This window comes from Microcystis sp. M20BS1 (genome assembly GCF_020245305.1).
Lineage (GTDB): Bacteria > Cyanobacteriota > Cyanobacteriia > Cyanobacteriales > Microcystaceae > Microcystis > Microcystis ichthyoblabe_A.
The window spans coordinates 17,843-28,817 of the sequence record NZ_JADBUZ010000006.1 but is presented as its reverse complement, the minus strand read 5'-3'; the positions used below and the strand labels follow the sequence as shown (position 1 = coordinate 28,817).

Here is a 10,975-nt window from a genome sequence, read left to right as displayed (position 1 = left end):
TGCCTCTTTTTAGTTCTTTAATTCCTTTACGAATAGTAGTTCGATTCCAGCCTAACTCCTGTGCAGCAAGGGTTTGTCCCCCATAGCCTAATTCTAAGACTGTTTGCGCCATGAATCTTCTTTTAGCTGCACCTTTTAATTGAAGTGCAGTTTCACTGAGCAATTTCTTGAGGGAATCAGTTAATTCCATATATTCTTAAAAAGAAAAACTTGATTAATAATATACAGGATTAATTCTACTACAAAATTGGAAGGAGGGGGCAACCATCGATCCCTACCTCCCACACTCCGAGAATGATTATTATTCTTGAGAATGAATAGTTTATTTTTTGGAAGTCCCTAAGTGCTTCACCTTTTCCTCGCCAAGCAAGAGCAAATTTTTCCTGACTTTCTTGAATGGCTCTTTCAAAAGCTTCAAGAGCTTCTGAATATTTTTCTAGAGATAACAATACCAGCCCCCGCGAATACCAAGCTTGATAAAAATCAGGTTTAATTTGAATTGCCCTGTCAAAGGCAGCCAAAGCTTCTTCATATTGTTCTAACCGCCATAGTTGATTGCCATAATTTAGCCAATTGATAGCATCATTGCTGTTGTTTGGTTTTTGTACTCTTTTGAGTAAAGATAATTTGATTGATTGAGTCTCTGATTCAGTAAGTGATGGTGGTTCAGCAGTATATATCCTCAACTGCGTCGGTTCTATTCCCACCTTAGTTACTAGACTCAAAAAAGTATTAATTGGGACTCCTAGACTATAACCTAGATGCATCGAACGTCCTGATCCAGCTTCATCTACAACGGCTTCTCCGTCTGCTCTTCCGTGAATCCCAATAACGTGTCCACGTATATCTAACACGGGACCACCACTAACCCCCGCTTCAGTGATATTAGTATAAACCAATTCATAACCATAAGTTAAAGAAAGAGAATCTTTGACTGATATAGATCCCCATTCTTTGTTGAAAAGAGTTCCAATGGTAAACAAGCGATTATTTTTTCCATTGGCTACTGTTGAACCTGGCAAACCCGAAACAAAAACTAACCCCCCCTTCTTCTCTAAATCGTGTCTTGCTAACGTTGCTACCTGATAAGAAAGCTTGCTGGTAAATTTCAATACAGCTAGGTCAACACCTGGTAAGGTTTTTACTGTATTTTCATTCACATCCACTAAATATCGTTGATTATCAGGGGTGATAATCTCAAGTTTTTTTCTATCACATTCCTCCGTTTCACGGATAACGTGTTCGGCAGTAAGAACAGTATAGGTGTTGCCTTGTTTGACTATAATTACCCCCGATCCTTTGCAATGTGATGTATTTGGCACATCGATTTGTACTGTAATTTGTTGGGCAATATTGTTAACATCATTAGCGATAGGCGGCAAGTTTTCTTCTGTTGCAGTGGGAGTTCCAGCAGCTAACGCCTCTACTGAGGCATATTGCGGAGCTAATTGAGCAAAAGTCTGTATGGGAATGCCCCAACTGTAGCGGCTCATCAAATCTCGTAGGGCATCAGTAGGACGAGAACCATCTTCATAGACATAAGGATCTCCCCACAGAGGATCGGCGTGAATGCCATTAATGCCAATAACCTGACCCTGACGGTTCAGAATCGGTCCCCCACTCATGCCCTTTTCAATGTTGTTGCTGTAGCCTAAGTAGTCATGCAAAATAAATTTCCTAGTGAAGACAGGCAAGAGGCAATAGGCAAGAGGCAAAAGCTTTATCGAAATGTGTAATTAATTTTGCTTAGGTACTTATCTGGTAGCCTTCCTTAAAAGCTCGTTCCGGCACTAATAAAACTTGTCCTGTCGCCAAAGTCAACCCACTGGGTTGAGATAAATCAGCATCAAAGGGAAAGCCAGCCGCAAAAATTGGCTCGTTGACTGCCACCGTTGCTAAATTGGTCAGGGAAGCCACTGCATAGTCAGCACTGGCACGAAATTGCAACAGGGCTAAATCCTTCCCTTGAAAGTTCACTCCCGCGACTGACGTGGCTTTATGGAAGTTACCGTCAGGAGTTTGGATGCGAGTAGATTTTCCAGGGGCGAGGACGTGCTGGTTAGTCAAGACGGTATAAACCTGACCTTCTTTTTTAATCAAAATTCCCGACCCACCACTATCTCCTGATAAAACTTTGACCGTGATAGACTGAGCCAGCTTTTGTAGTTTTTGTAGTTGCTCCGGTGACAGTTGAAAAGTGACGGTTTGCGCTACTACGCCGGGGACAGTCCAACTGAGAGGAAAACTCTGGATAGGGAGCAACAATAAGCCTGCCATTCCCGTTGCCAGGACTAGAAATTTATGATTTATCAGCTTTTGTCCTCTCCTGCGCTTGTAGAAGGCTAAAACCCAGCTAATTTTACTCCGCAGTGGGGGCTTTTTCCAGAAATTGCTCGAAATCGTAGTAATACTGAGGCGAACCATCTTCCGATTGCACAACGGGTCCTTGAGCGCGAAAACCGACACTCATCATATCTTGAAGAACGCGATCAGGATCGTCATTACTTCTGAGAGTAAATAGGACTTGCAGGCAAGGCCCCCCATATTCCCCCGCGACGCAGATAACCTTTTGTCCGCTCTTAATTCCGTAGGTTAGATACTTGAGAAGACCTTGTTCCGAGGCTGACTGGAATTTAGCAGAAACTTCTTGACAGCGAACCTCAGGGGTATATTTACCTCCCCAGTTTTTCACCCAGCGAATGACGGCAATCTTTTTTCCCGTTGCAGTAAGAGCATAGGTGGTGGGTACACCCCGATTCGTTTCGCAGGAATAGGTATTAGTTTGCGCCTCCCCAGACTGGCTGCTAATCGTCAAAGCCCCAACAGCCAGCGTACTAGCTGCCATTAGTGAAGCGAACAATTTGAGTTTCAGAGAAATCCCCTCCTTAGTCTGTCCACAAGCAGATCCTAGCTCAAAGTCTTTGCTGCGGGTGTTAGCCCAAGGACTTTTTTTGGTAATTCTTTACATTTTTCCTGATTGACTTGATTGGGATTTTTTGGCTTTAACTAACGGCTCTTTTCGTTTCTGTGTGGAAGGAAGAAGAATAGGGATAATTTTCCAGAACTATAGTCTTCAAAGCCTTGCCTAGCAAGACTACTAGGAATGATCAGCACTGATTATCATACAAAGTCGAGAAGAGCCGCAAAAACTCGCATTGTGACCGTTTGAAGTATAGCAAATCCGTTTTTGATCGATAGTACGATTAACTCCCAATCCAACTTTAACAACCCAGTTATGAATTGTTTCCCCCCTCTCCCCACTTCCCACTTCCCACTTCCCCACTCCCTCAAAAAAAATTTTCCCAGAGGTGCTTGACATAACCCTGATGATGAAGTTACAATTGGAATTGTCGCAAAAATGGGATTGTAGTTCAATTGGTTAGAGCACCGCCCTGTCACGGCGGAAGTTGCGGGTTCGAGCCCCGTCAATCCCGTAAAAATCTGGATTAGAGTCGCTCAAGGCTGGTTATCCTGTGGGCAGTAGGATCGATGAAGACGTTCCCACTGCCTAGATTTGTTCTAATTTACCGATAAACCGGCATTAGCTTGAATATAATCGGGTAATTCAATCTTTACCGGTTGTACCCGCCAGATTTCCTCGCAATATTCCCGAATCGATCGATCGCTAGAGAATTTTCCCATGCGGGCCACATTAAGAATCGCTAAACGACTCCAATGTTCTTGATCTTTATAAGCGCGACCGACTCCTTCCTGACAATCGATATAGGACTGATAATCAGCCAGTAACATATAGGGATCATTGTAGATAAGATTATCCACAAGCGGGCGGAATAAACTACTATCACCCCGGCTAAAAAATCCCGAACCAATGAGGTCTAATACTGCCCGCAATTCTTCGTTATGGTAATAGTATTCTTGGGGATTATAACCGGCGGCTTTCTTAGCATAAACCTCCTCGGTTGTCAAGCCGAAAAGAAAGAAATTTTCCGCTCCCACCTCTTCACGAATTTCGATATTTGCCCCATCGAGAGTGCCGATAGTTAATGCACCATTCATAGAGAATTTCATATTACCAGTTCCCGAAGCTTCTTTCCCAGCCGTGGAAATTTGTTCGGACAAGTCGGCAGCTGGATAAACCCGTTGACCTAAGGTGACATTATAATCGGGTAGGAAAACCACTTTTAAACGTCCTGCAATCGTCGGATCATTATCGATCACTTCTGCCACAGAATTAATCAATTTAATGATTAATTTCGCCATAAAATAACCTGGGGCTGCCTTACCACCAAAAATAAAGGTACGGGGGGTAATATCGAGATTGGGATTATTTTTGAGGCGATGATAGAGAGTGACGATGTGTAAAACGTTGAGATGTTGCCGTTTATATTCGTGAATGCGTTTTACCTGCACATCAAAGAGGGTACTAGGATCAACTTTAATGCCGACTTTTTTGTCGATATAATTGGCTAAATCTGCCTTAATATCGTATTTAATTCGTCGCCAAGAGTCCCGAAATCCCCCATCATCCACATAGTTTTCTAAACCGCGTAAATCCTCCAGATGCTTAATCCAATTTTCGCCGATTTTTTCGGTAATCGCAAAAGTCAAGCGGGGATTACTAGAAACTATCCAGCGCCGGGGAGTAACTCCATTGGTTTTGTTGCTAAACTTTTCGGGAAAGAGTTCATAGAAATCGCGCAGAACATCTTTTTTCAGTAATTCTGTATGGAGGGCTGCCACCCCGTTAATTGCCTGGGAACCCACACAGGCGAGGTGAGCCATACGGACGTATTTTTCGCCGCTTTCATCGATTATAGATAAACGGGACATTTTGCCGTCATCCTGGGGATAAATAATGCGAATTTTATCCAAGAAACGATGGTTAATTTCATAGATAATTTCCATTAATCGGGGGAAAAGACGACCAAAAATACTCAAAGGCCATTTTTCTAAAGCTTCTGGCAAAAGAGTATGATTGGTATAGGCGAAGGTATTTTGAGTAATAAACCAAGCTTTATCCCAATCAAAATTATGCACGTCAATTAACAAGCGCATTAACTCAGCTACCCCGACAGAAGGGTGAGTATCATTCAATTGTACCGACCATTTTTGATGAAAATTATCGAGACTGGGGTTCTCATGTAAGTGAATACGAATCATATCCTGTAGGGAACAGGAAACAAAGAAATATTGCTGTTCTAAACGTAGTTCTTTGCCTTGAATTGGTTCATCGTTAGGATAGAGAACTTTACTGATATTTTCCGAGTGAACTTTATTATCCACCGCACCATAATAATCGCCGCGATTAAAGCGTCCAAAATCAAAAGATTCACAAGCTTCTGACTTCCATAGACGCATGGTATTAGCGGTGTTAACTCGATAGCCGAGAATTGGGGTATCGTAGGGAATTCCTTTGACTACATAATCGGGAATCCAACGACTGCGATAATTACCATTTTCGTCGGTATAAGATTCGGTATAACCGGCAAATTTTACCTCTACTCCCGCTTCTGGTCGGGCAATTTCCCAGGGATTTCCATACTGTAACCACTTATCAGTTATTTCTACCTGCCAACCGTCATGAATTTCTTGATCAAAGATACCAAATTCGTAGCGAATACCGTAACCAATAGCTGGAATTTCTAGAGTAGAAAGGGAATCGAGATAACAGGCAGCTAAACGACCTAAACCACCATTTCCTAACCCTGGTTCTTCTTCTTGGGCAATTAATTCTTCTAGTTTTAATCCCGATTCGCTGACAGCTTTCTGGACCTGTTCGTAGATACCGAGATTAATTAAATTATTGGCCAAATGGGGACCGACTAAAAATTCGGCCGAGAGATAACAAACGGTTCTGACATCTTTTTTTAGATAGGTTTGTTGGGTGGTTAACCAACGCTGCAATAAACGATCACGTATGGTATAAGCTAGGGCCATATAAAGATCGTTTTTGCTGGCTAATTCCGGTAATTTACCTTGAATATAGAGTAAATTATCCCTTAAAGCCCGTCGGATAGTTTCTGTGTCTAATCCTGTTCTGTCGTCTTCGATGATAATCGGACAAACAAAAGTTGACTCTGGAGATGTATCCATAGGAGTGTTTTTACTGAAGATTGGCTGCTCTTAGTTTAAGATAACCAGACCCAAAATTATATCAAGAAAAGCTTAAATCTTGACTAAGATTAAGGTATAGTAATAATAAAGTTAAGGTGATTAAATTTCAGTTACCGATAGGAAGTTAAAATAGGGGAAAGTCTGAGCAATGCGTGCTTTTGTGACGGGTGGAACGGGTTTTATCGGGGCGATAATCTTGGGAAAATTGCCCTCTATACCCCTTGATGGCGTGAAAATGTCAAAACAGTCCATGTACTACGATTCCTCGAAGGCAGTGCAAGAACTAGGCTTACCGCAATCGCCGATTAGACAAGCTTTAGCCGATGCCATCGATTGGTTTCAAACCAATGGAGACATTACTTATTAACACTGAGTAGGAAAGGAAAAAGATGGTCTCAATTGTGCTTAGATATTTATCTATTTTTGCGCCCTTAATAATTCATCTAGGAAAACCTGTTCTTGCTAAAATAACTCCAATTTTAAGCGCAATCATCCCCCCAAGAACACTGCCCAACCAGTAAATTAAACTGAAAGTCACGTTTCCCTGCTCTAAAAACTTGTTGACCTCCAAACTATAGGTGGAAAAAGTTGTATAGGAACCACAAAAACCCGTGGCAATCATCAATCCTAATTCTGGGGCAATTATGCGAATATTTTCCTTAACCATAGTAAAAATATAGGCAATAATTAAACAACCAGAAATATTGACAAAAAATGTCCCAAAAAATCCCCATTCTTGACCGAAAATACTGTCAATTAATTCTCCGATATAAAAACGACTCAAAGCCCCAAAAATAGCTCCAATCGCCACGAATAAACTATAACGTCCCCTGAAAAAATTCATGCTGTCTCTCCTGCCCTTCAATAGTCAATAAATTGGAGAATTAAGTAGCTGATTATAATTAAATTAAAAATGGATTTTAGGTTCGATCCCCCCTTAATCCCCCCTTGATAAGGGGGGCATCTGATAGTTTTTAACGCCTACCTACTTAACCTAGAAAAAATTGGGCAATAGCTGCCCCGATTCTCACGGCAATCAATCCGAAAATTATACTAGCAACGGCAAAAAAAAGACTGAGAAAATTTTGCTGATTGCGCCAGAGGATCAAGATATCTAAACTATAGGTAGAAAAGGTGGTATAAGCTCCTAAAAATCCCGTTCTAACCATTAAATCTAGTGCGTGGGAATAAAAGGAAAAACTGGGTAAAATAGCCCAAAAAAAGCCGATAGCTAGACAGCCAGTTAAATTAATAATAAAGGTTCCATAGGGAAAGCGCAAGCCGAATTTTGCTTTTGTCCATTCGGTAATATAATAACGAGATAACGCCCCCGGAACCGCTCCGGCTACAATTGCGAAAACATCGTTCAAATCTGACATTGTCTCTAATTTTTTTGCTATCTTTGTCTAGGCTCTATGATAATTGATGCGGTTATCGATCGCATGGCCCATATTTTCAGGGGTGTTATTGTCGAGAACAACCCTCTGATTTTAAAATAGAGGTATGAAAATTCAACCGCGTAAACGTTTTGGACAACATTGGTTAAAAGATGAATCGATACTCGATCGCATCATCGGCGCTGCTAATTTACAATCAGAGGATCGGGTATTAGAAATCGGCCCTGGTACAGGCATTTTAACCCGTCGTCTTCTCGATGGCGCTCAATTGGTTGTCGCTGTAGAAATCGATCGAGATCTATGGACAATTTTAAATAAAAAATTTGGCCAACAAGATAACTTTCATCTCATCCCGGGCGACTTTCTTAGCCTTAAACCGGAGCAACTGCCGCCGGTTAATAAAGTAGTGGCTAATATTCCCTATAATATCACCGGTCCGATCCTCGAAAAGCTGCTCGGTTCGATCGCCCATCCCTTCACCCCCCCTTACCAGAGTATTACCCTCTTAGTCCAGAAAGAAGTCGCCGAAAGATTAGTCGCTGTCCCCTCGACCAAAGCTTACAGTGCTTTGAGCGTCCGCATTCAATACCTTGCCGATTGTCAATGGATTTGTGATGTACCCCGGCGAGCCTTTTCCCCACCTCCCCGGGTGGATTCGGCGGTAATTCAGCTTTTACCCCGTGTTTTGCCGAATAATGTCAGTAATGCGGCCTTTTTGTCCACTTTAGTTAGCCTTGGTTTTGCCAACCGGCGCAAAATGTTACGCAATAATCTAAAAAATTGTCTAGATAGCGATCAATTAAGCCAAATCCTGACACAATTAGAAATTAATCCCCTCGCTCGCGCTGAAGATCTCAGTTTATCGCAATGGATTGACTTGGCGGAAAAATTAGGTCAATTGCCAAAATTTTAGATTTTTTTCCTTGACAAATGCACAGTTATACCCTTCTAGCCCCCGCTAAAATTAACTTATATCTAGAAATCGTTGGCGATCGCCCTGATGGTTTCCACGAGTTAGTCATGGTGATGCAGACGGTGGCATTATGCGATCGCATCACTCTCCGGCCGAACGGATTGCAGGAATTCCGCCTCTTTTGCTCTCATCCCCTCGTCCCCCAAGATAGCAGTAATCTCGCCCATCGGGCTGCCACTTTGATGGCGAAGGAATTCCCCCGCCTCTTTGCCAATTACGGCGGTATCGATATCACCATCGAGAAATATATTCCCGTGGCTGCCGGTTTAGCGGGGGGTTCCACCAACGCAGCGGCGGTGTTAGTCGGTATCGATTTAATCTGGGAATTAGGGTTAACCCGTCCGGAATTAGAAACTTTAGCGGCAAAATTGGGGTCCGATACTTCCTTTTGTGTGACAGGAGGAACGGTTATCTGTACGGGAAGGGGAGAAATTCTCGATCCGATCGCTTCTTTAACCGGATTATGGGTGATTTTAGCTAAATACGATCATTTATCCGTTTCTACACCCTGGGCCTACCAAAGCTATCGGCAAAAATTTCAGGATACCTATCTGTCTTCTCCAGAGGACTTTCATCACCGTCGTCAGCAGGTGAGTTCCGGGGCTTTGGTACAAGCGATCGCCCATAAACAACCAGCCGCTATCGGCAAATTTATCCACAATGACCTCGAAAAGGTGGTTTTACCCGAATTTCCCCTCGTAGCCGAGTTAAGACAGGTTCTAGGGGATTTAGGCGGCTTGGGAACGATGATGTCAGGCTCTGGCCCGACAGTTTTTACTCTCTGTTCATCTCAGGAAGTGGCGGAAACTATCGTTAAAGAGGCCCGGGAAATTCTCGTCGCTCCCGATCTACAATTTTGGATAGCCCCAATCACCGATACAGGCATTCAAGTGACTTGAAAAAAGTCACTTGAATGCCTTTACCACGATAACCAAACTCGTGGAATAATTGCCTCTCGATCGCTCATTTCTCGCCTTAAAATTTGCCAAACCTGCTGAAACCATTGTCGCACTTCACCGCTAGAATTACCCCGATAACGACATAAAAGACCATCTCCTAAAGTGTTAGTAACTCCCATCTCTCCTTCTAGGGAAAAATCTCTCACTTTCTCAATTAAATTTCTGCCCACCGGTTGACCGATATAAACTAAAGTACCGATCAGGGCGCTATCATTTAAACCAGAAAATCCCTCGATCATTTTACCACCCAACAGGAAGGATCGATCGAGCCATAAAGGTTGTCCTGATCGCCAAAATTCCCAATTAGAATGCCATTCTCCCGCTAAAAATTTCTCCCCTCGCGCACTGCGACCAAAACGGGTAATTTCCCATCCCAACCAACTGCTATTTTCCCCTAAATCCACTCGTAAATGTTGGCGAAATGCTGCACCATTAAAGATAATTGTTTCTTGGGGTAGCCATTCTAAACCGGCATTGTCATCGATTTTAATCTCGATTAATTGCTGTGCCATCTGACCATTACTCTGGTAAACTTTTCCAGCAGAAGCAGTGGTAATCAGGGCATTAGTAGCGGCTTGGAGATGAATTTTTTGTTGAAGAACATCACCCCCAACTATTCCCCCCGCAGTGTGTAAAATCACCGTGTGACAAAGGTTTTTTCCCTCGGGATAAAAAGGTCTTTGTACTTTTAAAGGGGCGGTAGCATAGACGTGATTAATCTGGGTTGCGAGATTTTTTTGCTTGTAAATTAGTTCTAGGTTTCCCTGCCACATTATTGTTCCTCAGTCATGGTTTCTAGAAATTGCCGATAATTTTCAGGACTAAGATTAATTTTAACTTCTATTTGCTGTTCTTTATCCCTGATCAGTAAAATATATTCACTTTCCGCTTTTTTGCCGACTAGGAGAGGATTTTTTAGCTCGAATTTTTTATAAACTAGATGGGGTTTCGTCACCCGAATAACTAAACTAGCTTGGGATTGAGGATAAATGTCTAATTGCTCCCGTTCCCGATCTAAAATTAATTGTTTAGGTGTCATGCTTCTTTCGTCAGCAAAAGTAGATTTATGCCAATAGAGGGTAATCCCGCGAATTTGGGGCATTTGGAGGCTAAACTTTTCATCAAAACCTTGCTGCTCCCAATTAATATCTTCCAGAGAGCCAGTATCGGGAATTAAACGCTGTTGCCAGAAGACTTCCTTAAGATTTAAATCTTGCCACCATTGGCTAATAATTTGGAAATTCTCCAGATTATCGGGGTGGGGATTGGCACTTTGCCAGAGGAGAGGATTAAGCATTTTGGGGGAATTTTTGGGCTGGGAAAATCAGGTTAATAGTTTTCGCTGGAGTTAAGGGATCATTAATCTCAATTATCATCGATTCTCGAGCTGCCGATCGGGCCATGGTATTAACTCTCGATCGCATTTTTATTTTATCCTAAATTATCGGGGGAAAAACTGCTAAAAGTGGTCTTCACCATTTGCTTTTTCCTCTTGTGATCGCTGCTAACTTGACACTATTCTAAACCCCAAAAAAGAGGGATTTTATGGTAAAATAGTCCTACAAATGGGC

General features: G+C 42.4%; 11 protein-coding genes, 1 tRNA gene and 2 pseudogenes. 4 read left to right on the top strand and 10 right to left on the bottom strand.

The genetic code is table 11. The annotated features are described in order from the left end of the window. The 4 genes and pseudogenes from IM507_RS00755 to IM507_RS00740 all read right to left on the bottom strand — a co-directional run. Positions 1 to 190, bottom strand: a pseudogene (locus IM507_RS00755) (ISAzo13-like element ISMae28 family transposase); the annotation flags it as partial. Between the two features lie 49 nt (positions 191 to 239). Then, entirely contained in the window at positions 240 to 1,715 is a 1,476-nt protein-coding gene (locus IM507_RS00750) for a tetratricopeptide repeat-containing S1 family peptidase (protein WP_148045317.1), read from the bottom strand. Between the two features lie 31 nt (positions 1,716 to 1,746). Continuing rightward, on the bottom strand, positions 1,747 to 2,277 hold the full coding sequence (locus tag IM507_RS00745) for a S1 family peptidase (RefSeq protein WP_287636318.1): 531 nt from the start codon (positions 2,275 to 2,277) through the stop codon (positions 1,747 to 1,749). 82 nt (positions 2,278 to 2,359) lie between these two features. Next, entirely contained in the window at positions 2,360 to 2,845 is a 486-nt protein-coding gene (locus IM507_RS00740) for a COP23 domain-containing protein (protein ID WP_002736461.1), read from the bottom strand. A 515-nt stretch (positions 2,846 to 3,360) separates the two neighbouring features. Between IM507_RS00740 and IM507_RS00735 the strand changes: the two genes are divergently transcribed. Next, positions 3,361 to 3,434: transfer RNA gene (locus tag IM507_RS00735), tRNA-Asp, on the top strand. Between the two features lie 85 nt (positions 3,435 to 3,519). Here IM507_RS00735 and IM507_RS00730 read toward each other — a convergent pair. Continuing rightward, positions 3,520 to 6,054: a glycogen/starch/alpha-glucan phosphorylase gene (locus tag IM507_RS00730; protein WP_287636317.1), complete on the bottom strand. Its 2,535-nt coding sequence runs from the start codon at positions 6,052 to 6,054 to the stop codon at positions 3,520 to 3,522. A gap of 214 nt (positions 6,055 to 6,268) precedes the next feature. On the opposite strand from IM507_RS00730, the pseudogene IM507_RS00725 reads away from it, so the two are divergent. After that, a pseudogene (locus tag IM507_RS00725) lies at positions 6,269 to 6,442 on the top strand (dihydroflavonol 4-reductase); the annotation flags it as partial. A 72-nt stretch (positions 6,443 to 6,514) separates the two neighbouring features. On the opposite strand, the gene crcB (IM507_RS00720) reads toward IM507_RS00725, so the two are convergent. Beyond that, positions 6,515 to 6,919 carry a fluoride efflux transporter CrcB gene (crcB, locus tag IM507_RS00720; protein ID WP_069475063.1) on the bottom strand — a complete coding sequence of 135 codons (405 nt, stop codon included), beginning with the start codon at positions 6,917 to 6,919 and terminating at the stop codon, positions 6,515 to 6,517. Positions 6,920 to 7,064: 145 nt separating this feature from the next. Continuing rightward, entirely contained in the window at positions 7,065 to 7,454 is a 390-nt protein-coding gene (crcB, locus tag IM507_RS00715) for a fluoride efflux transporter CrcB (RefSeq protein WP_069475062.1), read from the bottom strand. A gap of 124 nt (positions 7,455 to 7,578) precedes the next feature. Between crcB (IM507_RS00715) and rsmA the strand changes: the two genes are divergently transcribed. Then, complete coding sequence (rsmA, locus tag IM507_RS00710) at positions 7,579 to 8,385, top strand: 16S rRNA (adenine(1518)-N(6)/adenine(1519)-N(6))-dimethyltransferase RsmA (protein WP_002737695.1); 807 nt, start codon at positions 7,579 to 7,581, stop codon at positions 8,383 to 8,385. Positions 8,386 to 8,402: 17 nt separating this feature from the next. Further along, the gene (ispE, locus tag IM507_RS00705) at positions 8,403 to 9,344 is read left to right on the top strand and encodes a 4-(cytidine 5'-diphospho)-2-C-methyl-D-erythritol kinase (protein WP_002737977.1); all 942 of its coding nucleotides are present in this window, start codon (positions 8,403 to 8,405) and stop codon (positions 9,342 to 9,344) included. Between the two features lie 20 nt (positions 9,345 to 9,364). Here ispE and IM507_RS00700 read toward each other — a convergent pair whose 3' ends face one another. From IM507_RS00700 to IM507_RS00690, 3 genes are read right to left on the bottom strand one after another with little or no spacing between them, the layout of a single operon-like run. Next, positions 9,365 to 10,177, bottom strand: coding sequence for an urease accessory protein UreD (locus IM507_RS00700; protein WP_002735087.1), 813 nt, complete (start codon positions 10,175 to 10,177; stop codon positions 9,365 to 9,367). Then, positions 10,177 to 10,701 carry a hypothetical protein gene (locus tag IM507_RS00695; protein ID WP_002737570.1) on the bottom strand — a complete coding sequence of 175 codons (525 nt, stop codon included), beginning with the start codon at positions 10,699 to 10,701 and terminating at the stop codon, positions 10,177 to 10,179. Before IM507_RS00695 ends, IM507_RS00700 begins: the two co-directional genes overlap by 1 nt. Then, complete coding sequence (locus IM507_RS00690) at positions 10,694 to 10,828, bottom strand: hypothetical protein (protein ID WP_002736832.1); 135 nt, start codon at positions 10,826 to 10,828, stop codon at positions 10,694 to 10,696. The genes IM507_RS00695 and IM507_RS00690 overlap by 8 nt, the downstream gene beginning before the upstream one ends. Positions 10,829 to 10,975 lie beyond the last annotated feature (147 nt).

Excerpts from the sequence above, each read along its gene's own strand:
- IM507_RS00745 (WP_287636318.1), bottom strand. The coding sequence starts at position 2,277 with ATGGCAGGCTTATTGTTGCTCCCTATCCAGAGTTTTCCTCTCAGTTGG.
- IM507_RS00740 (WP_002736461.1), bottom strand. The coding sequence starts at position 2,845 with ATGGCAGCTAGTACGCTGGCTGTTGGGGCTTTGACGATTAGCAGCCAG.
- IM507_RS00730 (WP_287636317.1), bottom strand. The coding sequence starts at position 6,054 with ATGGATACATCTCCAGAGTCAACTTTTGTTTGTCCGATTATCATCGAA.
- crcB (WP_069475063.1), bottom strand. The coding sequence starts at position 6,919 with ATGAATTTTTTCAGGGGACGTTATAGTTTATTCGTGGCGATTGGAGCT.
- crcB (WP_069475062.1), bottom strand. The coding sequence starts at position 7,454 with ATGTCAGATTTGAACGATGTTTTCGCAATTGTAGCCGGAGCGGTTCCG.
- rsmA (WP_002737695.1), top strand. The coding sequence starts at position 7,579 with ATGAAAATTCAACCGCGTAAACGTTTTGGACAACATTGGTTAAAAGAT.
- ispE (WP_002737977.1), top strand. The coding sequence starts at position 8,403 with ATGCACAGTTATACCCTTCTAGCCCCCGCTAAAATTAACTTATATCTA.
- IM507_RS00700 (WP_002735087.1), bottom strand. The coding sequence starts at position 10,177 with ATGTGGCAGGGAAACCTAGAACTAATTTACAAGCAAAAAAATCTCGCA.
- IM507_RS00695 (WP_002737570.1), bottom strand. The coding sequence starts at position 10,701 with ATGCTTAATCCTCTCCTCTGGCAAAGTGCCAATCCCCACCCCGATAAT.
- IM507_RS00690 (WP_002736832.1), bottom strand. The coding sequence starts at position 10,828 with ATGCGATCGAGAGTTAATACCATGGCCCGATCGGCAGCTCGAGAATCG.